This window comes from Mesorhizobium sp. Primo-A (assembly GCF_003997175.1).
In the GTDB taxonomy this organism is placed as follows: Bacteria; Pseudomonadota; Alphaproteobacteria; order Rhizobiales; family Rhizobiaceae; genus Mesorhizobium; species Mesorhizobium ciceri.
Genome location: NZ_RZTG01000002.1, coordinates 159,616 through 184,392, shown reverse-complemented (window position 1 = coordinate 184,392; position 24,777 = coordinate 159,616). Strand labels below are relative to the sequence as shown.

At 63.5% G+C, this 24,777-nt stretch carries 23 protein-coding genes; 12 read left to right on the top strand and 11 right to left on the bottom strand.

The annotated features are described in order from the left end of the window. The gene (locus tag EOC83_RS03670; RefSeq protein WP_063170453.1) at positions 1-633 is read right to left on the bottom strand and encodes a class I SAM-dependent methyltransferase; all 633 of its coding nucleotides are present in this window, start codon (positions 631-633) and stop codon (positions 1-3) included. A gap of 145 nt (positions 634-778) precedes the next feature. Here EOC83_RS03670 and EOC83_RS03665 point away from each other — a divergent pair, with 145 nt between their 5' ends. Further along, complete coding sequence (locus EOC83_RS03665) at positions 779-1,639, top strand: phosphotransferase family protein (RefSeq protein WP_063169917.1); 861 nt, start codon at positions 779-781, stop codon at positions 1,637-1,639. A gap of 7 nt (positions 1,640-1,646) precedes the next feature. Here the strand turns inward: EOC83_RS03665 and EOC83_RS03660 are convergent, their stop codons facing one another. Together EOC83_RS03660 and EOC83_RS03655 are read right to left on the bottom strand one after the other, a co-directional pair. Beyond that, complete coding sequence (locus tag EOC83_RS03660) at positions 1,647-2,570, bottom strand: DMT family transporter (protein WP_063169916.1); 924 nt, start codon at positions 2,568-2,570, stop codon at positions 1,647-1,649. Positions 2,571-2,676: 106 nt separating this feature from the next. Next, a complete protein-coding gene (locus EOC83_RS03655; protein WP_063169915.1) occupies positions 2,677-3,957 on the bottom strand; it encodes an amidohydrolase family protein in 1,281 nt (426 codons plus the stop codon). Between the two features lie 169 nt (positions 3,958-4,126). On the opposite strand from EOC83_RS03655, the gene EOC83_RS03650 reads away from it, so the two are divergent. Next, on the top strand, positions 4,127-5,881 hold the full coding sequence (locus EOC83_RS03650) for an ABC transporter ATP-binding protein (RefSeq protein WP_013528036.1): 1,755 nt from the start codon (positions 4,127-4,129) through the stop codon (positions 5,879-5,881). 164 nt (positions 5,882-6,045) lie between these two features. Here EOC83_RS03650 and ilvD read toward each other — a convergent pair whose 3' ends face one another. After that, complete coding sequence (gene ilvD / locus EOC83_RS03645) at positions 6,046-7,890, bottom strand: dihydroxy-acid dehydratase (protein WP_063169914.1); 1,845 nt, start codon at positions 7,888-7,890, stop codon at positions 6,046-6,048. Positions 7,891-8,143: 253 nt separating this feature from the next. On the opposite strand from ilvD, the gene EOC83_RS03640 reads away from it, so the two are divergent. Next, positions 8,144-8,614 (top strand): VOC family protein, encoded by a 471-nt coding sequence (locus tag EOC83_RS03640; protein WP_063170452.1) that lies wholly within the window; start codon positions 8,144-8,146, stop codon positions 8,612-8,614. 75 nt (positions 8,615-8,689) lie between these two features. Here EOC83_RS03640 and EOC83_RS03635 read toward each other — a convergent pair whose 3' ends face one another. The 3 genes from EOC83_RS03635 to EOC83_RS03625 all read right to left on the bottom strand — a co-directional run bounded on the left by EOC83_RS03635 (position 8,690) and on the right by EOC83_RS03625 (position 11,905). Then, positions 8,690-10,282, bottom strand: coding sequence for a peptide chain release factor 3 (locus EOC83_RS03635; protein ID WP_013528039.1), 1,593 nt, complete (start codon positions 10,280-10,282; stop codon positions 8,690-8,692). A gap of 100 nt (positions 10,283-10,382) precedes the next feature. Then, positions 10,383-11,312, bottom strand: a complete 930-nt coding sequence (locus EOC83_RS03630) for a haloalkane dehalogenase (RefSeq protein ID WP_063169913.1) — start codon at positions 11,310-11,312, stop codon at positions 10,383-10,385. After that, on the bottom strand, positions 11,309-11,905 hold the full coding sequence (locus EOC83_RS03625; protein WP_063169912.1) for a TetR/AcrR family transcriptional regulator: 597 nt from the start codon (positions 11,903-11,905) through the stop codon (positions 11,309-11,311). The genes EOC83_RS03630 and EOC83_RS03625 overlap by 4 nt, the downstream gene beginning before the upstream one ends. A 121-nt stretch (positions 11,906-12,026) precedes the next feature. Between EOC83_RS03625 and EOC83_RS03620 the strand changes: the two genes are divergently transcribed. Continuing rightward, positions 12,027-13,103 carry an FAD-binding oxidoreductase gene (locus EOC83_RS03620; protein WP_063169911.1) on the top strand — a complete coding sequence of 359 codons (1,077 nt, stop codon included), beginning with the start codon at positions 12,027-12,029 and terminating at the stop codon, positions 13,101-13,103. Positions 13,104-13,438: 335 nt separating this feature from the next. Here the strand turns inward: EOC83_RS03620 and EOC83_RS03605 are convergent, their stop codons facing one another. Then, a complete protein-coding gene (locus EOC83_RS03605) occupies positions 13,439-13,687 on the bottom strand; it encodes a DUF6356 family protein (RefSeq protein WP_063169910.1) in 249 nt (82 codons plus the stop codon). Between the two features lie 115 nt (positions 13,688-13,802). Between EOC83_RS03605 and EOC83_RS03600 the strand changes: the two genes are divergently transcribed. The 6 genes from EOC83_RS03600 (at position 13,803) to EOC83_RS03575 (ending at position 18,405) form a co-directional block, all read left to right on the top strand. Beyond that, the gene (locus EOC83_RS03600; protein WP_013528044.1) at positions 13,803-14,273 is read left to right on the top strand and encodes an Lrp/AsnC family transcriptional regulator; all 471 of its coding nucleotides are present in this window, start codon (positions 13,803-13,805) and stop codon (positions 14,271-14,273) included. A 165-nt stretch (positions 14,274-14,438) separates the two neighbouring features. Then, positions 14,439-14,924 carry a dUTP diphosphatase gene (gene dut, locus EOC83_RS03595; RefSeq protein WP_013528045.1) on the top strand — a complete coding sequence of 162 codons (486 nt, stop codon included), beginning with the start codon at positions 14,439-14,441 and terminating at the stop codon, positions 14,922-14,924. Beyond that, on the top strand, positions 14,924-15,586 hold the full coding sequence (locus EOC83_RS03590) for an HAD family phosphatase (protein ID WP_063169909.1): 663 nt from the start codon (positions 14,924-14,926) through the stop codon (positions 15,584-15,586). The genes dut and EOC83_RS03590 overlap by 1 nt, the downstream gene beginning before the upstream one ends. Before the next feature lie 69 nt (positions 15,587-15,655). Continuing rightward, positions 15,656-16,510: a hypothetical protein gene (locus EOC83_RS03585; protein WP_013528047.1), complete on the top strand. Its 855-nt coding sequence runs from the start codon at positions 15,656-15,658 to the stop codon at positions 16,508-16,510. Positions 16,511-16,589: 79 nt separating this feature from the next. After that, on the top strand, positions 16,590-17,393 hold the full coding sequence (locus tag EOC83_RS03580) for an oxaloacetate decarboxylase (RefSeq protein WP_024505790.1): 804 nt from the start codon (positions 16,590-16,592) through the stop codon (positions 17,391-17,393). A gap of 13 nt (positions 17,394-17,406) precedes the next feature. Next, positions 17,407-18,405, top strand: a complete 999-nt coding sequence (locus tag EOC83_RS03575) for a proline racemase family protein (RefSeq protein ID WP_024505791.1) — start codon at positions 17,407-17,409, stop codon at positions 18,403-18,405. A gap of 9 nt (positions 18,406-18,414) precedes the next feature. Here EOC83_RS03575 and EOC83_RS03570 read toward each other — a convergent pair whose 3' ends face one another. Beyond that, entirely contained in the window at positions 18,415-19,125 is a 711-nt protein-coding gene (locus EOC83_RS03570; RefSeq protein ID WP_063169908.1) for a sulfate transporter family protein, read from the bottom strand. Between the two features lie 90 nt (positions 19,126-19,215). Further along, positions 19,216-20,148 (bottom strand): EamA family transporter, encoded by a 933-nt coding sequence (locus EOC83_RS03565; protein ID WP_050580561.1) that lies wholly within the window; start codon positions 20,146-20,148, stop codon positions 19,216-19,218. A gap of 230 nt (positions 20,149-20,378) precedes the next feature. Between EOC83_RS03565 and EOC83_RS03560 the strand changes: the two genes are divergently transcribed. Both EOC83_RS03560 and EOC83_RS03555 read left to right on the top strand, forming a co-directional pair. After that, positions 20,379-21,371 carry an adenosine kinase gene (locus EOC83_RS03560; RefSeq protein WP_013528052.1) on the top strand — a complete coding sequence of 331 codons (993 nt, stop codon included), beginning with the start codon at positions 20,379-20,381 and terminating at the stop codon, positions 21,369-21,371. 239 nt (positions 21,372-21,610) lie between these two features. Next, positions 21,611-22,312: an antitoxin Xre/MbcA/ParS toxin-binding domain-containing protein gene (locus EOC83_RS03555; protein ID WP_063169907.1), complete on the top strand. Its 702-nt coding sequence runs from the start codon at positions 21,611-21,613 to the stop codon at positions 22,310-22,312. A gap of 33 nt (positions 22,313-22,345) precedes the next feature. Here EOC83_RS03555 and EOC83_RS03550 read toward each other — a convergent pair whose 3' ends face one another. After that, the gene (locus EOC83_RS03550) at positions 22,346-24,625 is read right to left on the bottom strand and encodes an NADP-dependent malic enzyme (protein WP_024501796.1); all 2,280 of its coding nucleotides are present in this window, start codon (positions 24,623-24,625) and stop codon (positions 22,346-22,348) included. Between the last annotated feature and the right edge of the window lie 152 nt (positions 24,626-24,777).

Below are 24,777 nucleotides of genomic sequence, written 5' to 3'. Positions count from 1 at the left end.
TCAGGTCACGCGCAGTGCGAGGCCGCGGCTGGGCACGGTGTCGGCTTCGCCGGGCATCGAGACATAAGGGCGCGTTTCCTCGACGCGGGTGACGAGGCCCTGCGCCTCGAGCTCAGCGACGCGCGTGGCGAAGCCCTGATCCCACAGCGAGTTCTTGACCGTCAGCACGATGATGCCGCCCGGCCGGCAGATGCGGATCAGTTCGTCCAGCCCCTCGACGCCAACATGACCTGATGTGAAGACGCCGGCCGAGATCACTCCGGCATAGGCATCATCGGCAAAGGGCAGATGACCGCCCAGCGCCAGGCAATGGAGCGCGGAATAGACACCCTTGCGGGCTGCCTGATCCAGCATGCCTTGCGAAATATCGAGTGCCTCGACTTGCGGGTAACCAGCAATATCAAGCCATTCGCCGATGAGACCGGTGCCGGCCCCGGCATCGAGCAGCGGTGCTGAACCGCGCGGCAGATGGCGGGTCAGCAGCGCAAGGCAGATCGTCGGATGGCGATAGCCGGCGGCCGACATGTCGGCGTCGTAGGTCTGCGACCAACGATCATAAAGTGCGGCGACCTCTTCGGGCCGCTTTGCCGCGTAGGCCGCGCCAAGCGCACCCTGATGTTTGTTGTCCGCCACTTTGATCCAGTCCGCCAATTTTTGATCTCGCAGTGATGATAGCCAAAGCGCGAAAATTGTGGAACCGTTGCCGCGACAAATAACAGTGTGTGGGGGCGCAGGCATGATTACAGACTAGGCGCGCGCGGCACTGGACGCCATTCCCATGCTGGCCGGCTACAGCGGGCCGCTGGAACGGCTGGGCGGCCTCACCAACCTCGTCTTCAAGGCCGGCGACTTCTGCCTGCGCATTCCCGGCAAGGGCACCGAGGAATACATCAACCGGGCCAACGAAGCGGTGGCTGCACGCGAAGCTGCAAAAGCAGGGGTCAGTCCCGAGGTGCTGCATGTCGATGCCGGCACCGGGTTGATGGTGACACGCTACATCGCCGGCGCCGAAACCATGTCGGAGGAGAAATTCAAGGTTCGGCCGGGCAGTCCAGCCCGCGCCGGCGAGGCCTTTCGCAAGCTGCACAATTCAGGCGCGGTGTTTCCCTTCCGCTTCGAGCTGTTTGCGATGATCGACGACTATCTCAAGGTGCTGTCCACCAAGGAGATCGCCCTGCCCGCCGGCTATCATGACGTGGTGCGCGAGGCGGAAACCGTGCGCTCGGCACTTGCCGCCCATCCGCTGCCGATCGTTGCCTGCCACTGCGATCCGCTGTGCGAGAACTTCCTCGATACGGGCGAGCGGATGTGGATCGTCGACTGGGAATATTCGGGCATGAACGACCCGCTCTGGGACCTTGGCGACCTCTCCGTGGAAGGTAAATTCGATCTGGCGCAAGACGAAGAGATGATGCGCGCCTATTTCGGCGGCGAGGCGAGGCCGGCGGAGCGCGGCCGCATCGTCATCTACAAGGCGATGTGCGACCTGTTATGGACGCTGTGGGGGCTGATCCAGCTCGCCAACAACAACCCGGTCGATGATTTTCGCGCCTATGCCGACGGGCGGTTCGCGCGCTGCAAGGCGCTGATGGAGACGTCCGAGTTTTCACGGCATCTGGCGGCGATCCGCCGGGGGTGAGCCTGGACTAATTCACGCCCTTCGGCACGTTTTCGGGCGGCACGGTGGTCTCGACCACTTTCTGGCGGTGGAAGATGAACAGGCCGGCGAGAACGACAATGCCCGAGCCGATCAGGATGCGCGGACCGGGAACGTCGCCGAAGAACACCAGTCCGAACACCACCGCCCACAGCAGCAGCGTGTAATGCAGCGGCGCCAGCGTCGAGGCCGGCGCCAGCTTGAGCGCCCTGGTGATCATCAGATGCGCGCCGCAGGAGACGATGCCGAGCAGCAGCATGGCGCCGAGATCGAGCGCCGACGGCGTCTGCCAGGCGCCGATGCTCAGCACGCCGCCGATCAGCAGCGTGCCGATGGTCTGCCATGTCACCAGATTGGTGTCGCTGGTGCCGCGCAGCCGGCGGTTGAGGATGATGGCGAAGGCGAAGGAGATACTGCCCACCAGCGCAAAGCCTGACGACAGCGAGAACGCCGCCGACGACGGTTTCAGCATGATCAGCACACCGCAGAAGCCGAGCAGGATCGCCATCCAGCGGCGCCAGCCGACCTTTTCGCCAAGCAAGAGGTGCGAGAGTGCCGCGACGTAGATCGGCCCCGCCATGTAGAAACTCATCACATCGGCCAGCGGCAGATAGACCACGGCGGCATAGAAGAGCGCGGTGTCGAGCGTGGTCATCACCACCCGCAGCAGCTGCAGCTCCAGGCGTTCCATGCGAAACAGCTTGGCCGGGCCCTGGTTGGCGATCATCGGGCCGAGCACGAAGAAGGCGCCGATGGAGCGGATCAGCACCACCTGGCCGACGGAGAAGCTGGCGACCAGCCATTTGCCCATGGCGTCGTTCAGCGCAAAAAGGAAATCGCCGGCCAGCATCAACAGAATGCCGGCCAAAAGCACATTCCTGATCGTCGAATTCTGCGCCACGGGCTGCGTCATGCCGATCCCGATTCCTCCCTAGTAAGCCGCGTCGTAGACGGAAGTGGCTGCCTTGACGAGGAGAATTCGGGCAATGGGTAAGACCAGCGCCGGGAATCGGCTGTATCTAGCTGGATATGTGCCGCCGGTTCACCATTCCCGGCCTTCCGCCGATGGACAGCCTGGTTTCCTGCTTCGTCCGCTCCGCCACCACCTTGCCCCTGGCGATGACGCACAGGCGCTCGGCGCGCAGCCGCAGGGCTTCGACCGGATTGCCGGCATCGAGGACGACCAGGCTGGCGCGCTTGCCGACCGCCAGGCCGAGATGATCGAGGCCCATGATCGCGGCATTGACGTTGGTGACCATGTCGAAGCAGCGCGCCATCTCTGCCGGGCTCGACATCTGAGCGACGTGCAGACCCATGAAGGCGACATCGAGCATATCGGCGGTGCCCAGCGAATACCAGGGATCGAGCACGCAATCCTGGCCCCAGCCGACGCGAATGCCGAGCGCCAGCATTTCCTTGACCCGGGTCAGGCCGCGGCGCTTCGGGAAGGTGTCGTGGCGGCCCTGCAGCATGATGTTGATCAGCGGATTGGGAATGACCGAGACGCCGGCCTCGGCGATCAGCGGCAAAAGCTTCGAGACGTAGTAATTGTCCATCGAATGCATCGAGGTGAGGTGCGAACCGGCGACCTTGCCGTGCAAACCAAGACGCTGCGCCTCATAGGCAAGCTGCTCGATATGGCGCGACAGCGGATCATCGGTCTCGTCGCAATGCAGGTCGACCATCAGGCCGCGGCTGGCCGCGATCTCGCACAGCTCCGTTACCGAGCGCGTGCCGTCGGCCATGGTGCGCTCGAAATGCGGGATGCCGCCGACGATGTCGACGCCCATGTCGAGCGCGCGGATGGTGTTTTCACGCGCCGATGGAGAGCGATAAAACCCGTCCTGCGGGAAGGCGACCAATTGCAGGTCGATGTAGGGAGCGACCGTCTTCTTGACCTCGAGCAACGCCTCGACCGCCAGCAGGCGGTCATCGCAGACATCGACATGGGTGCGGATGGCGAGCAGGCCCATCGACACCGCCCAGTCGCAATAGGCCAGCGCGCGATCACGCACGGCCTCATGCGTCAAAAGCGGCTTCAACTCGCCCCACAGCGAAATGCCTTCGAGCAGCGTACCCGAAGCGTTGATGCGCGGAATGCCGTAGGAGAGCGTCGCATCCATGTGGAAATGCGGATCGACGAAGGGCGGCGAGACCAGATTGCCACGGGCGTCGACCTCGGTCCGCGCGGAACCCTGGAGAACGGGCTCGATCGCCGCGATCGTCTCACCGTTGATGCCGATGTCGGCAACCCTGCCATCAGGCAGTGTGCCGCCGCGAACGATAAGGTCGAAATCCATCCGTCGTCATCCCGTCAAAAGAATCATCTGATATAGCCGAGGCTGAAAATCGCATCCCGTCGATGCCGCTTGCAACAGCGATTTGTCCGCGGCGGCCGCGGATGGTTTCATCCGGCCGCAACTCCCTCTATAAGCCGCCTTCGTTGTCCCGGTTTCAAGGATCCGCCGTTTGTTTCGTTTCTTCCGCTCGACGGAAAACCAGCGCCTCGTCGCGAGGTTGATCCGGGAATCCTTTTATCAGCACAGGTTTGGCTACGGCGCCGCGATCTTGTCGATGCTTGTGGTGGCCGCCACGACCGGCGCCAGCGCCTGGATTCTCAAAGAGATCACCGACGAATTCGTAGTCTTCAAGCGGATTGACCGGGTCAACCTGATTGCGGGCGGGGTCGCCACGATCTTCATCCTCAAGGGCCTCGCCAACTTCATTCAGGCCTATTTCATGAGCCGTGTCGGCAACGCCATCATCGCCGACCGCCAGCGCAAGATCTACGACCGCATCCTGGCGCAAGGCATCGAATTCTACCATTCGACCTCGTCGTCCGACCTGATCACACGCATGACCAACAATGCGCAGGCGGCACGCAACGTGCTCGACCTCGTTGTCACGTCCTATGTGCGCGATCTGTTGTCGCTGGTCGTCCTGGTAGGAGTCATGGTCTGGCAGCAGCCAGCCTTGTCTATAATCTGCTTCGTCGTCGGCCCCTTGGCTATCTACGGGGTCAACCGCATCCTGAAACGTGTTCGCAAGTTCGCCGCGATGGAGTTTCGCTCGGTCGGCCAGATCGTGCAGGTGATGCAGGAAACGGCAATCGGCGTGCGCGTCGTCAAATCCTTCAACCTCGAAGGCGCGATGCGCAACCGCATGTACAAGGCCGTGTCGGACGTCGAGAACCGGGCCAATAACATCGCGACGCTGGAGGCTGCGACAAGCCCGGTGATGGAGACGCTGGCCGGGCTGGCTATTGCCGGGGCCATCTTCGTCAGCGGCTTCCTGGTCTTGCAGGGCGGCCAGATGCCGGGAAACATCATGGCCTTCATCGGGGCGCTCCTGTTTGCCTATGAGCCGGCAAAGCGCCTTGCGCGCGTACGCATATCGCTGGAAAGCGGCATTGTCGGCGTGCGCATGATGTTCGAGCTCGCCGACCAGCCGCTCACTCTGGTCGAGAAGCCGGACGCGAAGCCGCTTCTGGCCGGACCGGGCGAGATCCGGTTCGACGCCGTCGACTTCGCTTATCAGAAAGGGCCGCCGGTGCTGGACAGGTTCGATCTGACGCTTGCGCCCGGCAAGATGACGGCGCTGGTCGGGCCTTCCGGCGGCGGCAAGTCGACGATTCTAAACCTGATCATGCGCATGTATGATCCGCAGAGCGGCAGGGTGCTGTTCGACGGTCAGGATATTTCCCATGCGACGCTCGCATCGCTGCGGGAAAAGATCGCCTATGTCAGCCAGGATACGTTCCTGTTTGCCGGCACCATCATGCACAACATCCGGCTTGGGCGCGAGGGTGCGACCGACGATGAGGTGATCGCCGCCGCCAAGGCGGCCAACGCGCATGACTTCATCAGCGCGCAGGCGAAAGGCTACGAGACGGATGTCGGCGAGAATGGCGGCCTACTGTCGGGCGGCCAGCGCCAACGGATCTCGATCGCACGCGCCATGCTGCGCAATGCGGAGATCCTGCTGCTGGACGAAGCGACCAGCGCGCTCGACGCCGAATCGGAAGCGCTGTTCCGCGACGCGCTGCAGCAATTGACGGAAGGCCGCACGACGATCGTCATCGCGCACCGTCTGTCGACCGTGCACCAGGCCGACACAATCGTGGTGCTCGAAGCCGGCAAGGTGGTGGAAAGCGGCCCGCACAAGGCCTTGCTCAAGCAGGGCGGGCTCTATCAGAAGCTCTATGAGTATCAGTTGATGCCGTAGCACTTCTCTTCCCTTCCCCCCCCTTGTGGGGGAAGGTGGATCGGCGCGCGGCGCCGAGACGGATGAGGGGTGTTCCAGCGGAGTGAGACGTCGGTGTTCTCTGGACCACCCCTCATCCGTCGCCTGCGGCGACATCTTCTCCCACAGGGGAGAAGGAAGAAACCTCACTCCGGCACAAACCTCACCGCGCCCTTGGCCGCGCTGGTGGCCATGGCGGCATAGGCGCGCAAGGCGGTCGTCACCTTGCGCTTGCGCTTTTCCTCAGGCTTCCAGGCCAGGGCGCCCCTGGCCTCCATCGCCGCCCGGCGCGCAGCGAGTTCCGCCTCATCGACAGCCAGGCGGATGCTGCGGTTCGGGATGTCGATCTCGATCGTATCGCCCTCCTGCACCAGTCCGATCAAACCGCCTTCGGCAGCTTCCGGCGACGCATGGCCGATCGACAGACCCGAGGTGCCGCCGGAGAAGCGGCCGTCAGTAATCAGAGCGCAGGCCTTGCCGAGGCCCTTCGACTTCAGATAGCTGGTCGGATAGAGCATCTCCTGCATGCCGGGGCCGCCGCGCGGTCCTTCATAGCGGATGACGACGACATCGCCGGCCTTGATCTCATTGGACAGGATCGCCTTGACGCTCGAATCCTGGCTTTCGAACACGCGGGCCGGGCCGGTGAATTTCAGGATCGATTCATCGACGCCCGCCGTCTTCACGATGCAGCCGTCGAGCGCCAGATTGCCCTTCAGCACGGCAAGGCCGCCATCCTTGGAAAAGGGATGTTCGGTCGAGCGGATAACGCCTTTCTCGCGGTCGAGATCGAGCTCGTCCCAGCGGCGCTCCTGGCTGAAGGCGACCTGTGTCGGCACGCCGCCAGGGGCGGCGAGGAAGAAATCGCGCACGCTCTGGCTGGTCGTGCGGGAAATGTCCCAATGGTCGAGCGCCTCGCCCAGGGTTGACGTATGCACCGTCGGCAGGTCGCGGTTGAGCAGGCCGGCATTGTCGAGCTGGCCGAGGATGGCCATGATGCCGCCGGCGCGGTGGACGTCTTCCATGTGGACGTCGGACTTGGCGGGCGCAACCTTGCACAGCACCGGCACCTTGCGCGACAGCGCGTCGATGTCGTCCTGATCGAAATCGATCTCGCCCTCATGCGCGGCAGCCAGGATATGCAACACGGTGTTGGTCGAACCGCCCATGGCGATGTCGAGCGTCATGGCGTTCTCGAAAGCGCCCTTCGAGGCGATGTTGCGCGGCAGTGCGGTTTCGTCGTCCTGTTCGTAATAGCGCTGGGCGAGATCGACGATCAGGTGGCCGGCCTCGACGAACAGACGCTTGCGGTCGGCATGCGTCGCCAATGTCGAGCCGTTGCCGGGCAGCGACAGGCCAAGCGCCTCGGTCAAACAATTCATCGAATTGGCGGTGAACATGCCCGAGCAGGAGCCGCAGGTCGGGCAGGCCGAGCGCTCGATGACCTTGACGTCCTCATCGGAGATCTTGTCGTCGGCGGCCGCGACCATGGCATCGACCAGGTCGAGCGCCTGCGTCTTGCCGGCGAGCACCACCTTGCCGGCTTCCATCGGACCGCCGGAGACGAAGACGGTCGGGATGTTGAGGCGCAACGAGGCCATCAGCATGCCGGGCGTGATCTTGTCGCAATTGGAGATGCAGACCATGGCGTCGGCGCAATGCGCGTTGACCATGTATTCGACAGAATCGGCGATCAGCTCGCGCGACGGGAGCGAATAGAGCATGCCGTCATGGCCCATGGCGATGCCGTCATCGACGGCGATGGTGTTGAATTCCTTGGCAACGCCGCCGGCCTTTTCGATCTCGCGCGCGACCAATTGGCCGAGATCCTTCAGATGGACATGGCCCGGCACGAACTGGGTGAAGGAGTTGACCACCGCAATGATCGGCTTGCCGAAATCCGAGTCCTTCATGCCGGTGGCGCGCCAGAGGCCGCGAGCGCCGGCCATGTTGCGGCCATGGGTGGTGGTGCGGGAACGATAGGCAGGCATGTTTTTTCCTTGGTGGCTGGCCGCAGCCCAGGGGTTGGCGCGGCGGAGCTGAATTCGGACCGCAGGCGTTATAGACGCGCAAGTATGGTCTGGCCACAATTTTGCAATGCGCCAGATTCTCTCAAAAAAATGCGTGGCACTGTCGGATGGCGCGCTGCATGTCCGTCCTTGGGCAGACGGCAAGGAGATGGCACCATATTCGGAGTCAGCCGTTTCACAGGAACAGCGACCGAAACAGCACGAGGAGCACGACATGCAAAAGATCACCACCTGCCTGTGGTTCGACGGCCGAGCCGAAGAGGCCATGAACTTCTACGTCTCCATCTTCAAGAATTCCAAGGTGCTGAGCGTGATGCGTTGGCCCGAAGGCCACGCCGATGCAGGCAAGGTGTTGGTGACCACGTTCGAACTCGACGGCGTGCAGTTCCAGGCGCTCAATGGTGGACCGCAGTTCAAGCACAGCGAAGCGATGTCGCAGTCGATCGACTGCAAGACGCAGGAAGAGGTGGATTACTTCTGGGACAAGCTCATCGAAGGTGGCGGCCAACCATCGCAATGCAGCTGGCTGAAGGATAAATTCGGCGTCTCCTGGCAGGTTGTGCCGGAGCAGCTGCCGCGCCTGCTTCTGGATCCGGACCGGGCCAAGGCCGGCCGCGTGATGTCGGCGATGATGCAGATGAGCAAGATCGACATCGCCAAGATAGAGGAAGCTGCCAGAGGATAGTCGAGGGTCGCGCCGCCCCTCATCCGCCCTTCGGGCACCTTCTCCCCGTGAACGGGGAGAAGGAAAAAGCGCGACTTACGCCGCTCTGTCGCGGACCTGATAGTCCTTGATCGTGGCAAACTTGATCGCCTTCCAGCGCTCCGCTTCGTAGTTCAGCGAGAAGGCGTGCTGGGCGAGGAACACCGGGTCGTTGTCGAGGTCGCGGGCGATGTCGCCGCGATGCGCCTCGATGAAACGCAGGACCTCGGCCTTGTCGTCGGCCGAGATCCAGCGGCACACGGAAAAGCGCGACATCTCGAATTCGACCGGCAGGGTGTATTCGAAGTTCAGCCGTTCCTTCAGGACGTCGAGTTGCAGCGCGCCGACGACACCGACGATGGCCGGTGAGCCGTCCTCGGGCGAAAACAGCTGCACGACGCCCTCCTCTGCCATCTGGTGCAGCGCTTCCTTCAGCTTTTTGGCCTTCATCGCGTCGCCGAGGCGGACACGGCGCAGGATTTCCGGGGCGAAATTCGGAACGCCGCGGAACAGGATTTCCTCGCCCTCGGTCAGCGTATCGCCAATACGCAGCGTGCCGTGGTTGGGAATGCCGACGACGTCGCCGGCAAAGGCCTCGTCGGCGGTGACGCGTGTGCGGGCAAAGAAGAACTGCGGCGCCGACAGCGACATCGGTTTTCCCGTGCGTACCAGCTTGGCCTTCATGCCGCGCTCGAGCTTGCCCGAACAGACGCGGACGAAGGCTATGCGGTCGCGGTGGTTGGGATCCATGTTGGCCTGGATCTTGAAGACGAAGGACGTCATCTTCTCTTCGGTCGCCTCGACCTTGCGGGTGTCGGCCTCTTGAGCACGCGGCGGCGGTCCAAAAGCGCCGAGCGCCTCGATCAGGTCGCGCACGCCATAATTGCGCAGCGCCGAGCCGAAATAGACCGGCGTCAGGTGACCCTCGCGGAAGGCTTCTATATCAAGGGGTCTGCATGCTTCCCGCGCCAGCTCCAGCTCCTCGATGAAGGCCTCGCGCTCGTTCTCCGGCAAAAGGCCGGCGACGCGGTTGGAATCGGGACCGTTGACCGGCGTGCGCTCCTTCTCGTCGTCGCCCCTGCGCACGGCGTTCAGCGCCAGATGGTAGGTGCCGGAAAAATTCTTGCCCCGGCCGATCGGCCAGGTGATCGGCGCCGTATCCAGCGCCAGCTTCTGCTCGATCTCATCCAGAATCTCGAACGGATCGCGGCTTTCGCGATCCATCTTGTTGACGAAGGTGATGATCGGGATGTCGCGTAGCCGGCAGACTTCGAAAAGCTTCAGCGTGCGCGGCTCGATGCCCTTGGCGGCATCGATGACCATGACGGCCGAGTCGACCGCCGATAGCGTGCGATAGGTGTCGTCTGCGAAATCCTCGTGGCCGGGCGTGTCGAGCAGGTTGAAGACATTGTCTTCATACTCGAAGGTCATCACCGAAGTGACGACCGAAATGCCGCGCTCACGCTCGATCTTCATCCAGTCCGACCGCGTCTGGATCTTGTCCTTCTTGGCCTTGACCTCGCCGGCAAGCTGGATGGCGCCGCCGAACAGCAGCAGCTTTTCGGTGAGCGTGGTCTTGCCGGCGTCCGGGTGCGCGATGATCGCGAAGGTGCGGCGGCGCGCCACTTCTTCTTCTATTGCTTCGGGCATTCTCTGGGATTTCCGTGTGACAGGCCGGGCTTCTAGCAGCGCAGTGCGGGCCTGTCGACCGGTCCGGCGGCAGGGAAGCCGCCGGAAGCCATGGCTTGCTTCAGGCCAATTCGGCCGTGCGGCTCGCCTGAAAGACCTCGGGGAGCCAGCCGGCAATGGTGCCGCCTATCGCGTCGGCATGGTCTTCCTGCAGATAGTGCGCACCGGGTCCGAGATTGATGAACCGGCAGTTCTTCAGCCCGGCGGCGAATTCGCGTGCGGCCTGCGGCGCAATCAGCGCGCCGGGATCGCCCGCAAACAGCAGTTTCGGATAGGTGGAGAGCCGAAGTGCGCGATGATCATGTTCGCTGATGGCGGCAACGTCGGCGGGCTGGCCCTCGATCGGCAATTCCCGAGGCAGGCGCAACACCGGCTTTCGCGATTGCGGTGTCGGGAACGGCGCCCGGTAGACGGTCATCTCCTCATCGCTCAGTGTACGCAGCACCGAGGCCGGCAACACTTTTTCGACGAAGACATTGTCTTCCAGGACCAGCTTCTCGCCGACACCCGGCGTGCGCAGCGCCTTGAACATTTCGCGGGCTTGCGGGCGCTGATGAAAATCCTCCCAGCGCTCGAAGGGTCGGATGAATTCCATGAAGGCAAGGCCGAGCACGCGTTGCGGTCGCCGCGCCGCGAGATGGAAAGCCAGGGCCGTGCCCCAGTCCTGCGCGACCAACACCACTTCCTGGATGTCGAGCACGTCCAGGAAGGCGTCGAGATAGCGGACGTGATCGAAGAAGCGATAATCGATATCGGGCTTGCCGGATTGGCCGTAGCCGATCAGGTCGGGCGCGATGCAGCGACCGAGCGGCGCGACATACGGGATGATGTTGCGCCAGATGTGGGATGAGGTCGGATTGCCATGCAGGAACAGAACGGTGGGGCCGGACGCTCCCGTCTCGACATAGGACATGGTCGAATCGAGCACGGCGATCTGCGAGCGTCTCGGTGCAGCGACGCCAGCTTGAGAAATGTTGGCTTTCGAACTCATGGGGTCGGCTCCTTTGCAAAAACTGTGCTGAAGATGATTTTCTTGAACCGCTCGAGCGGCGCGGGGCTACGTTCAACCTTCATGCGCAGCATGGCGCCCTGCCAAGACGACAGCAGGAAGTCGGCAAGGTCCTCGGCCTCGAAGGTCTTGGAGATGTCGCCGGCTGCCTGGCCTTCGGCGATGCAGGCGGCGAAGGGCTGGCGCCAGCGTTCGAAGATGTCGACGAGTTGCAGGCGCAGCGGCTCGCTGTGGACCGCGGTCTCGAGGCTGAGATTGCCTATCATGCAGCCGCGTGCCCAATCATGCGCCTCAAGCTTCGAGGTGATGACATCGACGTAGCGCCTCAGCCGGCCGATGGGCGGCGTGCCGTCCTGCGCCAAGGCTTTCTCGACCAACTTGCCGACATAGGCGAAATAGCGGTCCAGCACCTCCCCGGCAAACTCCTCCTTGGAGGCAAAATGGTTGGTGAACGAGCCGGGCCGGGCGTCGGCGGCGGCAACGATGTCGCGCACACCGGCGGCGGCATAGCCGGAATTCCAGATGGTCCGGAACCCGGCGTCAAGGAGGTTTTCGCGGAGTGATTGTCTGGCCATACCGATATAATACGTACGTACGTATTGATGTCAAGCCGAATAATTTGCGTTGCCGATGTTGGCAAGCGGGGGTGGCACTGGAAGAGTGTCCCTCAGGGGGTGGCGAGTTTGAGGAGCGAACATGGCTGCGGTGAAACAAGTGATCGTCATCGGCGCCGGCATCATCGGTGCTTCCATGGCCTGGCACCTGACCAGGGCAGGCGCACAGGTGACGGTCATCGCCGCCGACAGCGCCGCCGGTGGGGTCGCCACGCCGAACTCCTTTGCCTGGATCAATGCCACCTGGGGCAATCCGGAGCCCTATTTCCGGCTGCGCACCCGCGCCATGGCCGAATGGTCGCGGCTGGCGCGGGACGTGCCCGGCCTGCCGCTCAACTGGTGCGGCGGCCTGTGCTGGGATCTATCGGCGGCCGACATGGAAGCCTATACCGCGCAGCATTCGGCCTGGGGCTACGGCATCGAGCGCGTCGACCGCGCCGGCGCGGCCCGTATAGAGCCTAATCTCACCCAACTCCCGGACGTCGCTTTGCATGTCGCCGAAGAGGGCGTTGCCGAGCCGGTCGCGGCAACGAAGGCGCTGCTGGCCGATGCCGAACGACGCGGCGCGCGGATCATCTCCAGCACGGTGACGGCGCTTGTCCAGACAGGCGGCAGGATTTCGGGCGTCGACACATCGCATGGGCTGCTTGCCACCGACGAGGTGTTGATCGCGGCCGGCGTCGGCTCGGCGGGCATTGCCGCCACCGCCGGCATAAATCTGCCGCTCGAGACGCCACCTGGCCTGATCGTCCACTCGCGGCCCTACGAGAAACTGCTGAACGGACTGGTGCTGGCCGAGCGGCTGCATATGCGCCAGACCGCCGAGGGCCGTATCATCGCCGGTTCCGATTTCGGCGGCGCCGACCCCGGCATGGATGCGCAAGCCACCGCCAGCGAACTGGTCGCGGTCCTGAAAGCCAGCCTGCGCGGCGGAGACGGGCTGGCGCTCGATTTCCACACGGTCGGTTACCGGCCGACGCCGATCGACGGTTTTCCGATCATCGGCCGCGCCGAGGGCATGGACGGCGTCTATGTCAGCGTCATGCATTCCGGCATCACGCTGGCGCCGGCCGTCGGCCTGTTTGCCGCTCGCGAAATCCTTGATGGCGAGCGCGATCCGCTGCTCGCGCCTTACGGGTTGGGACGGTTTGCTCAATAACCCGGACGGACGGCAGCGTCGGCCGATGTCTGTATAGGTTAACGCCCTACGGCGCCCCCCTCTGTCCTGCCGGACATCTCCCCCTCGAGTGGGGAGATTGGCAGTTTCGGCGCCTCGCTCAGTCCCGCAAGGTCGGCGATTGGCGAAAGCCGTCGCGACATCCAATCTCCCCCCTTGAGGGGGAGATGTCCGGCAGGACAGAGGGGGGCGCTGGCCCGCGGCGTTGCCGCAATTTGCAACTACCCGGCCAACGCCAGCTTCGCCACGGCCGGAGCAAAAGGCCGAATGTTGATCCCGTCCCTGGTCATGGTGACGAAGCTCGATGGCGGGATCGCCTAGGCGCGATCCGGAAGAGCCGCAGGCTCCTTGGTCGCGTGCGTGCCTCTGTTGTGCGTCCGCTCGTAAAGCTCGCGAACGATTCGGCTGGCGGTAGTTTCAAACAGAAATGGCAAGAAAGCATGAACGAGCGCGGCGCCGGCCGCCATCAACAGGCGCGACGAAAACCAGGCGGCAAAGCCCATGTGGCTGAAATAGGTTTCGCCGACCTTGGCCGGATGAGAGGTGAAAATCCTTGCGACCGACATGCTGGTTCCCCTTCAGCGCTTGAAGTTCCTGATATGAGTATCCTGACATGCTTCGCCGGTTCATCGGTCTCAAAATGTCCTTGTATTTCGGTGATGCATGGAACAAATATCCCACATGGCGCTGGAAATTGACGAAATCGACCGGAAATTGCTCGCCGAGTTGCAACGCGACGGCACGCTGTCGGTCGACCAGTTGTCGGAACGGGTGGCGCTGTCGCGCAATGCCTGCTGGCGCCGGGTGAAGCGGCTGGAGGAGGCCGGTGTCATCACCGGCAGGGTGGCGCTGGTCGATGCCGAAAAGCTCGGGCTTGGCCTTTCCGTCTTCATCCTGATCCGCACGTCCAACCACGATCCGGAGTGGCTGCAGAGATTCCGGGCGGCGGTGACCGGCTTTCCCGAGATCATCGGCGTCTACCGCATGTCCGGCGACCTCGACTACGTTCTGCGCGCCCGCGTCGCCGACGTGAAGGCCTATGACCGGCTCTACCAGCGGCTGATCGCCAAGGTGGCGCTGTCTGATGTTTCCGCCTCTTTCGTGATGGAAGAGATCAAGGAGACGACGGTGGTTCCGATGGAAGTGCGCTAAGATATGTCGATATTCAGGTGATGCCGGCCTGCAAACGACGGGTTTCGACTCGGCCTGACCTGAATCTCAACACACCTCAGGCCATACTGATGCCTGAAAGAAAGCCGTTGATAGGCTTGCGGGCGAGTTGACCGAATCGCCGTTCGCGCCGATAGGATCGATTTTATGCGCGCAGCCCTTCAAACTCCCTCCGTCATCGGTCCGACCGTCGGCTTCGTCAGGTTGCCGCATGCTGAAGGACTTCCCCTTCCTGCTTATGAAAGCACCGGTGCTGCCGGCATGGATCTGCGCGCCGCGGTGCCGGACGACCGGCCGCTGCTGATCCTGCCCGGAAAACGCGCTCTGGTGCCGACCGGGCTGATCCTGGAAATTCCCGAAGGCATGGAAGGCCAGGTGCGGCCGCGCTCGGGCCTTGCCTTCAAGCATGGGCTGACCGTCCTCAACACGCCCGGCACCATCGACAGCGACTATCGCGGCGAGGTGAAGGTCCTGCTGATCAATCTCGGCGATGAGGACTTTGCCGTGACGCGCGGCATGCGCATCGCCCAGATCGTTTTTGCCGCGGTGACGCAAGCCGCCGTGGAAGAGCGCAACCTGGCCGGCGGCACGGCGCGCGGCGCGGGCGGGTTCGGATCGACCGGCACCGCCTGATGCCTGAACTGCCTAAACTTGTCATCTTCGACTGCGACGGGATCCTGGTCGATACGGAGAACCTGGCCAATCGGCGCCTTGCCGAATGGCTGACCGCTGCCGGCTATCCGACAAGCTTCAAATATTGCCGCAAGAATTTCTCCGGCCGCAGCATGGCGTCGGTGCAGAAAGAGATCGAAGAAAAGACCAGCGTCAGGCTTGGCGCCGATTTTGTCGATCGCTGGAACGCCGGCCTGCCAGACCTGTTCGCCCACGGCGTCGAAGCAATCCCTTATGTCCGCGAATTCGTCGAGGCCGTGCGGTCAGCCGGGATCGCCTATTGCGTCGCCACCTCGGCCCGGGTGTCGAAGATGCACATCACACTTGGCCAGACCGGGCTGTTGCCGCTGTTCGAACACGCGATGTTTTCCTCGACGATGGTCGCGCGCGGCAAGCCGTTTCCGGACCTGTTCCTGCATGCTGCGAAAACCGTGGGCTTTGCACCTGCCGACTGCATCGTCATCGAGGACAGCGTCGCTGGCACGCAGGCCGGCATCGCGGCCGGCATGCGGGTGTTTTCCTATCACGCCGATCCCTATTCCGACCGCGACGGCCTTATCCAGGCCGGCGGCATCCTGTTCGACGACATGCGCGAACTGGCCGGGCTGGTGCCGATCCACTGAGCTGGCTGACGGACTGGACGGGTTGGGAGGCTGTGCTACGTTCCGCGCGCCCGACACCCTGAGGCGACCATGCCGACGAACCTGCTTCGCTTCATCCTCGCCGTGATGCTGCTGCCATTGCTGTGGACCGCAGCCGGCGCGCAAGACGCCAGCCTTCCGGAGCTCGGCAGCCCACTGCCCGGCCAAAAAGACATCACCTATCTCGACCTCGCCAGGATGATCATTCCAGACCTCGCCGCCGACAAGAATGGCTTTTACAGGGGCGGGCTGCCGATCGCTATGCGCCATATCGAGGGACCCGACAGCGGCGGCTCGCCGCCCGAAACCTCAGGCTTTTCCAATGCCTCCGTGCTTGCCATCAAGGCGGGAGGCAAGGACCGCCTGACCATGCTGTTCGATCTCGGCGATTCCTCAGACAGCGCAGAAGGCTATGCGGTGCTAGCGCTCTACGACATTACGGGCAAACCAAGGCTGCTCGACGCCGCCAATGTCGCCCTCGACCGCAGCACCTATTTCCGCGAACCCGGCAAGCTCGGCATCGGCGCCAATGATGATATCCTCATGATCGAGAGTTCGCATTCCAATTCAAACCAGAACTATATGATCGTCCCGCTGATTATGGTCGCCAGGGACAAGTTGAAGCTGATCGACATCATCTATTTGTTCGACGAGCACGTGTGTGCCTATAGCCGGACGCAGGACGTTGCCTTTAAAGCCATCGCAGAGGGCCGACGCCATGCGGCGATCAAGGTAACGGTGACCGATGCCACCGTCGTGAACGACGAAAGCTGCGATGACCAGCCGCCCAAACCTGAATCTCACGACATCTCCGTCACCTATCATTGGGACAAGACAACGTCGCACTACGCCAAGGATTCCGACGCGCTGAACAATTTGGCAGGAGAGAACGCCAAACGCTTCTGAACCAACCGCATTCGTTTGCCCGGCCAGATGGAGCAGGATAAAATCCGCTCGGCCACACCGCATATGATGGGGAACTACCATGGACAAGGGCAAGATCTTTCGCGACCTGCATGCCTCGACCTTCGTCGTGCCCAATCCCTGGGATATCGGCACGACCAAGCTGCTCGGCTCGTTCGGCTTCACGGCGCTGGCGACGACCAGCGCCGGCTTTGCCTTTTCGCGCGGCCTGCCGGACGGCGCGGTGACCTTCGACCAGATGATCCACCATTGCCGCGAAGTGACCGCGGCGACCAGCCTGCCGGTCTCGGCCGACCTCGAGAAAGGCAAGGGCGACAGCGCCGAGCAGGCCGCCGAAACCATCTTCGCGGCGGAAGCTGCCGGCCTTGCCGGCTGCTCGATCGAAGACCACACCGGCGATCCGGACAAGCCGATCTATGATTTTGCGCACGCCGTCGAACGCGTTGCGGCGGCCGTGGAAGCGGCGCGGGCCCTGAAACGCGATTTCGTCTTCACTGCGCGGGCCGAGAACTTCCTCTGGGGCAAGTCCGACCTCGACGACACGATCAAGCGGCTGCAGGCGTTCGAGAAGGCCGGCGCCGACGTACTCTATGCGCCAGGCATCGGCAACGTCGAGATGATCCGCACGCTCTGCTCTGCCGTCAGCAAGCCGGTCAATGTCATGGCGGTACCGGGCTTTACCATCGCCGATCTCGCCATGGCCGGCGTCAAGCGTATCTCGCTCGGGCCGTGGCTGACCAATTTCGCCTACGGCATGCTGGAAACGGCGGCACGCGAAATCCAGCAAGACGGCACCTTCGGCTTCACCCGCGCCGCCATGCCGTTCAGCAAATTGCAGGCCCTCTTCGGCAAATCTTCGGATTAATGGGGCCCGTCGCATGACGCTGACCGTGGTCGACATGCATACCGGCGGCGAGCCGCTGAGGATCGTCACCGGCGGCTATCCCGGTATCCCCAAGGGCACGATCCTGGAAAAGCGCGCCTATGTGCGCGACCATCTCGATCATCTCAGGAAAATCCTGATGTTCGAGCCACGCGGCCATTACGACATGTATGGCGCCTTGCTGGTCGAGCCGGACCTGCCCGGCGCCGACCTCGCCGTGCTGTTCATGCACAATGAGGGTTATTCCACGATGTGCGGCCACGCCATCGTCGCGCTCGGCCGCTACGCCATCGATGAAGGGCTGGTGGCGAAACAGGAACCAGTCACGACAGTCAATATCGAGGCGCCGTGCGGGCTGGTCGTCGCCTCGGTCGAGGTCAGGGACGGCAAGGCCGGTGCGGTTTCGTTCGAAAGCGTGCCGGCCTTCCTTTTCGCCGGTGGACAGGCGATCGAATTGGCGGGCCACGGCACGATTGGCTTCGACGTCGCCTATGGCGGCGCCTTCTACGCGCTGGCCGATTGTCACCAATTCGGGCTCGAATTCGGCAGAAGCCGGATGCGCGATTTCGTCGATGCGGCAACGGGGCTGACGGACAGGCTCAAGGCTGAATTTCCGCTGTCGCATCCCGACCACGGCGACCTAGCCTACCTATACGGCACCATCCTGACCGACGGCCGCGACACATTTTCCGGCGAGGTGACCAAAAACATCTGCGTCTTCGCCGAAGCCGAGGTCGATCGCTCGCCAACCGGTTCCGGCGTCACCGCAAGGCTGGCGGCCATGCATGCCAAGGGCGAGATCGCGATCGGACAGACGCGCACATTCGAGAGCATCGCCGGCTCGCGTTTTTCCGGAGCCGTGGCGCGGACGGCGAAGGCTGGACGGCATGAGGCGATCATCGCCCGCGTCGGCGGCCGCGCCTATTATTCCGGGCGGGCCGAATTCATCGTCGAAGCGGACGACGAGCTCGGACGCGGATTCCTGTTGCGCTGAAGAAAATGCTCAGCGGCGCGAGGAGCGAGCCACTTCCCGCACCGAGATCGCCTTGTGCAGATGCACCATCATGGCGGCGGCGAACAGCGGCGTCAGCAGGTTGAGCAACGGCACGGCGAGGAAAGCGGCGATGAGCAGCCCGGCGAGAAACACTGTGCCGGCATAGTGCCTGCGCAAGGCCTTGGCCTCGTCTTCGCCGCGAAAGCGCATGGCGGCGAATTCGAAGAACTCGCGCCCGAGCAGATAGCCGTTGACGATGAAGAAGGCGGCTATGTTGACGCCCGGCACCAAGAGAAGCAGCAGCGCGACGATGTTGCCGAGAATGACGACACCGAGGAATCGCGCCGACAGCACCAGCGAGCGCAGCGCCGGCATGGCGCGGCCGGTCGGATCGCCGGGATAGTCGGTGCGCTCGACCACTTCGGCGATATCGTCGAGGAACAGGCCAGCGACAACAGCCGTCACCGGCGCGATGAGCAACGCCATGCCGAAGGCAAGCGCTATTGCCGCGATGATGCCGCCGAGCCACCCGGCCCAGGACGGCATGCCGGGCAACAGCGTCTGCAGCCACGGCAGCGCCAGCCACTCGACGAGGCTGGTCAGGCCGAACCACAGAGCCACCAGTGCCAGCACGGTCAAGCCCAGCGTCTTGACGAACACGGCCCGGAAGGGAGGCGAAATCAGCTCGAGGGCCGCAGCGCGGGCAGCGTCGAAAATCACCTTGTCACACCCCCGGTTAGCGGACGCCGCCTAAAAGGCGGATGCTTCCGAGATAGGCAGCGCAGGCCATGAGCACAAGCGGGCTGGCGTTTACCGCGCAAACGCCGGCTTTCGAACCGGGATGGTCATGGCAGCGACCCCGGCCACGACAAAACCCATGCCCAGCCATGCCGTCGAACCAAGACTTTCGCCGAGGAAGAGAGCGCCGATGCCGACGCCGATCGGCACGCGCAGATAGGCCTGCGAGGTGGTGCCGACCGAACCCAGCGTGTGGATGAGGCGGAAATAGATAACGAAGGCCAGCGCGGTGGAAAAGACCGACAGGCCGAGCAGGGCCAGGATCGACGCGGTCGATGGCGCCAGCGTCCACGGCTGGTCGAACACCAGACTGAGCGGCACGAGGATGACGGCGCCGCACAGCATGGAACCGGCGGCCGGTAGCATTGGGTCGAGGCCCTTGAAACCGCGGCCGAAAATGGCGGCCCCGGCATAGCAGACCGTCGCGGCGACGATTGCCAATTGCGCCCACAATTCATGACCGAGGCCACCCAGCGCCTGCGTGCCGATAATGAGGCAGATGCCGGCAATGCCGGCGCCCACACCGATCAGTTTGCGCAAGGTGACCGGCTCGTGGCGGGTGATGAGCGCGGTCAAGAGGAAGGTGAAGATCGGTGAGGTCGCGTTGAGGATGGTGGCGAGGCCGGCATCGACCGAGCGTTCGGCCGCGGCGATCAGGGTGAACGGAATAACGCTGTTGAGGCAGGCCTGGAAGGCGAAGCGGCGCCAGCTTGCAGCATCGCCCGGCAAGGCGAGCCCGCGCCAGCGGATGATGGCCAACAGGATGCCGCCGGCGATCAGGGTGCGGGCGGCAATGAAGGTGACCGGCGGGATGGTTTCGACGCCGATCTTGATGAAGGTGTAGGAGGCGCCCCAGAGCACTGCCAGCACGACGAGCAGTACCAGGTCGGTGGTCAGATCGTTTTTTGCAGGCTCGTTCTTCGTCGACATGCTTTTTGTAGACATTGGGGGCTGGCTCGCCTTCGAAGCGGGATCGTCTGATCCAGGCTTATAGGCGGTGCGGCGATGAAATGCTTCGGCCACGGTCGAATTGTCATAGCGCCTCGCGGCTGATGCCCCTTTGCCTGTTCCGCCAAAGTTGCGTGTCACGCCCTAGGCAAACCGGTTTCAAATCGCTAGACCCGCGCCGGGCCGGCGTGGCAAGAAGCCGGCTCGGGTTTTTGGCGGAGATTTTGATGCCGGATTATGACGTGCTTTGCATCGGCAATGCCATTGTCGACATCATCGCCCAGTGCGACGAGGAATTCCTCGAGACCAACGGCATCATCAAGGGCGCGATGAACCTCATCGACACACAACGCGCCGAACTGCTCTACAGCCGCATGGGCCCGGCGATCGAGGCGTCCGGCGGCAGCGCCGGCAACACGGCGGCCGGCGTCGCCAGCTTCGGCGGCCGCGCCGCCTTCTTCGGCAAGGTCTCCAACGATGCGCTGGGCGAAATCTACGCCCACGACATCCATGCACAGGGCGTCGCCTTCGACACCACGCCGCTCAAGGGCGAGCCGCCGACGGCGCGGTCGATGATCTTCGTCACCCCTGACGGCGAGCGTTCGATGAACACCTATCTCGGCGCCTGCGTCGAGCTTGGGCCGGAGGATGTCGAGGCCGATAAGGCTTCTGGCGCCAAGGTCACCTATTTCGAAGGCTATCTGTGGGACCCGCCGCGCGCCAAGGAAGCGATCCGCCAGACGGCGAAGCTGGCGCACGCAGCAGGCCGCGAAGTGTCGATGACGCTGTCGGATTCGTTCTGCGTCGACCGCTACCGCGACGAATTCCTCGAGCTGATGCGTTCGGGCACGGTCGACATCGTCTTTGCCAACAGCCACGAGATCAAATCGCTCTACCAGACATCCTCGTTCGACGAGGCGCTGGCGCAGATCCGCAAGGATTGCCGGATCGCCGCCGTGACCCGCTCGGAAAAAGGCTCCGTGATCGTGCGCGGCGACGAGACGGTGGTGATCAAGGCGACCGCCATCAAGGAACTGGTCGACACGACGGGCGCCGGCGATCTCTATGCCGCCGGCTTCCTGCATGGCTACACGCAAGGCCGCGACCTGCAAACCTGCGGCGACCTTGGCTCACTGGCGGCCGGATTGGTGATCCAGCAGATCGGCCCCAGGCCCCGGCAGAATCTGCGCCGCGAGGCTGAGCAGGCGGGATTGCTTTAACAACCGTCAAGCTGCCGCCCCTCACCGTCGCGCAGTTGTCATACATCGCACCTACACGCAATCTGGGCGTCCCGCGACTGACATTTCGGTGCGCCCTCAGTCAGTTGGGGTGTCAAGAAATGCTGGACAGCATGCTGTCGGGCGGCAGGATTCGTTGCCGCCGCGATTTCCGTTTTCCGCACTAGAAGTTCAACAATCGGCCGCAGCTGAGGGGGAGCGCGCGGCCAGAAGACAGATGCATGAACAGATTTCAAATCCAGGGCCTCAAGCAGGACGACTTCGCGGAGATGGTCGCGGAAGACGTCGAACGTGCACTTGCCCACTATGACGAGGCCATCAACAAGCCCACCATGGTCTCGGTCGGCAAGATCGCCGGCAGCATAGCGTCCGCCGTCACCTTGCTGTCACCGAAGCACCGGCGCGCCATCGACGCCATCCATGCCGACCTGCCCGGCCTGGCGTCGAAATTCGTGCGCGCGCTGGCGGCGGAAGCCGCGCGCCGCAGCGAAGCCGGTATTGCCGGCGTGACAAATCCGCCGACGACCCCGTTGGCCGATGTCGAGCCTCCTTCGCTGCCAAAGTCCGACGATCTCGAATCGATGCTGATCGAGGACTGGGCCGGCCGCGTCGCCGGTTCGACCTATCTGGAAGAGCATCTGCGCATCGCCCGCTCGACCCTGCACCGCTGGCAGCGGCGGGGTGAGGTCATCGCCTTGCGCAAGGGCGGCCGCAAACATGTCTTCCCGCTGGCGCAGTTCGTCGACGGCCGGCCGGTTGCAGGCATTCGCGACGTGCTATCCCTGATCACCAATCCGAGGCTCGCATGGCTGTGGCTGACGCGGCCCTCGGCGCAGCTCGACGGCCGCGTCCCGATCGACTTGCTGCGGCAGGATCAGGTGGACGAGGTCGTCGAGGCCGCGCGCGTATTCGCGCCGGGCTGAACGCCTCGCGGACTCACCGCTGAGGCCAGCCCCTCAAGTCCCCGCCGTGTACGCCGCGATCGCCGCCATGTTGACGATATCGCTGTCCTTGGCATTCAGCGACACGATCTGAACCGGCTTGTTCAGGCCGACCAGCAGCGGCCCGATCACCGTCGAGCCGCCGAGTTCCTGCAACATCTTGGTCGAAATCGAGGCCGAGTGGAACGCCGGCATGATCAGCACATTGGCCGGGCCGGTCAGGCGGATGAACGGATATTGCGCCATGGCGCGGGCGTTGAGGGCGACGTCGGCGGCCATTTCGCCGTCATATTCGAAATCGACGCGGCGCTTGTCGAGGATGCGCACGGCTTCCTGGACGCGCTCGGAGCGTTCGCCCTGCGGATGGCCAAAGGTGGAATAGGCGAGCATGGCGAGCCTCGGCTCATAACCCATGCGGCGGGCAAAGCCTGCCGCCTCCTCGGCGATGTCGGCGATCTGCTCGGCGTTCGGCATATCGTGCACGGCGGTGTCGGCGACCAGCACGGTCTTGCCCCGCGCCAGCACGATCGAGACGCCGATGACGCGGTGGCCGGGCTTGGCATCGATGACGCGGCGGATGTCGTCGAGCGCGGTCGAATAGTTGCGGGTGACGCCGGTGACGATGCCGTCGGCGTCACCCAGCGCCACCATGCAGGCGGCAAAGTGGTTGCGATCGTTGTTGATCAGCCGCTGGCAGTCGCGAAACAGGAAGCCTTTGCGCTGCATGCGCTCGTAGAGGTAGTCGGTGTAGATGCCGTTGCGGCGCGACAGCCTTGCATTGATGATCTCGATGCCTTGCTTGTTGAGATCGATGCCGGCGTGCTTGGCGTTTTCCTTGATGACGTCGTCGCGGCCGAGCAGGATGGCGGTGCCGAGCTTCTGGTTCACATAGGAGACGGCGGCGCGCATGACCTGTTCCTCCTCGCCCTCGGCGAAGACGATGCGCTTGGGCTGGCGGCGCACGCGGTCGTAGATGCGCTGCAGGGTCGAGGCGATCGGGTCGCGGCGGGCCGACAGTTCCTGCGCGTAACGGTCGAGGTCAAGGATCGGCTTGCGGGCGACGCCTGAATCCATCGCCGCCTTGGCGACCGCAATCGGAATGGCCGAGATCAGGCGCGGGTCGAACGGCACCGGGATGATGTAGTTGGGGCCGAATTTCGGCCGATTACCCTGATAGGCGGCGGCGACGTCGTCGGGCACGTCCTGGCGCGCCAGTGCCGCCAGCGCCTGGGCGGCGGCGATCTTCATGTCGTCATTGATGGTGGTTGCCCTGACATCCAGCGCGCCGCGGAAGATATAGGGGAAGCCGAGCACGTTGTTGACCTGGTTCGGATAGTCCGAACGGCCGGTGGCCATGATGGCGTCGGTGCGGATCTCGGCCACTTCCTCCGGCGTGATTTCCGGATCGGGATTGGCCATGGCGAAGATGATCGGGTTCTTGGCCATCGACTGCACCATGGCGGTGGTCAGCGCGCCCTTGGCGGAGAGGCCGAGGAAGACGTCGGCGCCGTCGAGCGCCTCGGCGAGGCTGCGCGCCTCGGTCTTCACCGCATGCGCCGACTTCCACTGGTTCATGCCTTCGGTGCGGCCCTGGAAAACCACGCCCTTGGTGTCGCATAGGATGATGTTTTCCGGCGAAAAGCCCATCGCCTTCATCAGCTCGATGCAGGCGATGCCGGCGGCGCCGGCGCCGTTGCAGACCATTTTCGTGGTCTTCATGTCACGGCCGGTGATCTCCAGCGCGTTGATCAGGCCGGCGGCGGAGATGATCGCGGTGCCGTGCTGGTCGTCATGGAAGACCGGGATGTCCATCAATTCGCGCAGCCGCTGCTCGATGATGAAGCATTCCGGCGCCTTGATGTCCTCGAGATTGATGCCGCCGAAGGAGGGCCCGAGGAAACGCACGCAGTTGATGAACTCGTCGGCGTCCTCGGTGTCGACCTCGAGGTCGATGGAATCGACATCGGCGAAGCGCTTGAACAGCACCGCCTTGCCCTCCATCACCGGCTTGGAGGCCAGCGCGCCGAGATTGCCGAGACCGAGAATGGCTGTGCCGTTGGAGATGACTGCGACCATATTGCCGCGCGTCGTGTAGTCGAAGGCGCGCGAGGGGTCTTCGGCGATGGCCAGGACCGGAACCGCGACACCAGGCGAATAGGCGAGGCTGAGGTCGCGCTGCGTCGCCATCGGCTTGGTGGCGACGACCTCCAGCTTGCCCGGCCGACCCATGGCGTGGAATTCGAGCGCTTCCTGCGCACTGACGGACGGACCGCTGTTCTCGGTTTTCCTGGCCATGATGTACTTGATTTCCTCACCGGTGCAGCACCTCGTTGAAGCGGGTGCTTTGTGTCGGACCGAATTAAGACCACGCGCCGCCGCGTGTAAACTGCCAGCGTGCGGAATCGCGGTTGGTACGCGCGATTGCGGGCATCCTGCCGTCCCGGTCG

Coding starts and splice junctions, on each gene's coding strand:
- EOC83_RS03580 (WP_024505790.1), top strand. CDS start 16,590: ATGGACAAGGGCAAGATCTTTCGCGACCTGCATGCCTCGACCTTCGTC.
- EOC83_RS03640 (WP_063170452.1), top strand. CDS start 8,144: ATGCAAAAGATCACCACCTGCCTGTGGTTCGACGGCCGAGCCGAAGAG.
- EOC83_RS03560 (WP_013528052.1), top strand. CDS start 20,379: ATGCCGGATTATGACGTGCTTTGCATCGGCAATGCCATTGTCGACATC.
- EOC83_RS03655 (WP_063169915.1), bottom strand. CDS start 3,957: ATGGATTTCGACCTTATCGTTCGCGGCGGCACACTGCCTGATGGCAGG.
- ilvD (WP_063169914.1), bottom strand. CDS start 7,890: ATGCCTGCCTATCGTTCCCGCACCACCACCCATGGCCGCAACATGGCC.
- dut (WP_013528045.1), top strand. CDS start 14,439: ATGCGCGCAGCCCTTCAAACTCCCTCCGTCATCGGTCCGACCGTCGGC.
- EOC83_RS03625 (WP_063169912.1), bottom strand. CDS start 11,905: ATGGCCAGACAATCACTCCGCGAAAACCTCCTTGACGCCGGGTTCCGG.
- EOC83_RS03585 (WP_013528047.1), top strand. CDS start 15,656: ATGCCGACGAACCTGCTTCGCTTCATCCTCGCCGTGATGCTGCTGCCA.
- EOC83_RS03665 (WP_063169917.1), top strand. CDS start 779: ATGCTGGCCGGCTACAGCGGGCCGCTGGAACGGCTGGGCGGCCTCACC.
- EOC83_RS03555 (WP_063169907.1), top strand. CDS start 21,611: ATGAACAGATTTCAAATCCAGGGCCTCAAGCAGGACGACTTCGCGGAG.
- EOC83_RS03605 (WP_063169910.1), bottom strand. CDS start 13,687: ATGTCGGTCGCAAGGATTTTCACCTCTCATCCGGCCAAGGTCGGCGAA.
- EOC83_RS03575 (WP_024505791.1), top strand. CDS start 17,407: ATGACGCTGACCGTGGTCGACATGCATACCGGCGGCGAGCCGCTGAGG.
- EOC83_RS03590 (WP_063169909.1), top strand. CDS start 14,924: ATGCCTGAACTGCCTAAACTTGTCATCTTCGACTGCGACGGGATCCTG.
- EOC83_RS03565 (WP_050580561.1), bottom strand. CDS start 20,148: ATGTCTACAAAAAGCATGTCGACGAAGAACGAGCCTGCAAAAAACGAT.
- EOC83_RS03600 (WP_013528044.1), top strand. CDS start 13,803: ATGGCGCTGGAAATTGACGAAATCGACCGGAAATTGCTCGCCGAGTTG.
- EOC83_RS03635 (WP_013528039.1), bottom strand. CDS start 10,282: ATGCCCGAAGCAATAGAAGAAGAAGTGGCGCGCCGCCGCACCTTCGCG.
- EOC83_RS03660 (WP_063169916.1), bottom strand. CDS start 2,570: ATGACGCAGCCCGTGGCGCAGAATTCGACGATCAGGAATGTGCTTTTG.
- EOC83_RS03630 (WP_063169913.1), bottom strand. CDS start 11,312: ATGAGTTCGAAAGCCAACATTTCTCAAGCTGGCGTCGCTGCACCGAGA.
- EOC83_RS03620 (WP_063169911.1), top strand. CDS start 12,027: ATGGCTGCGGTGAAACAAGTGATCGTCATCGGCGCCGGCATCATCGGT.
- EOC83_RS03550 (WP_024501796.1), bottom strand. CDS start 24,625: ATGGCCAGGAAAACCGAGAACAGCGGTCCGTCCGTCAGTGCGCAGGAA.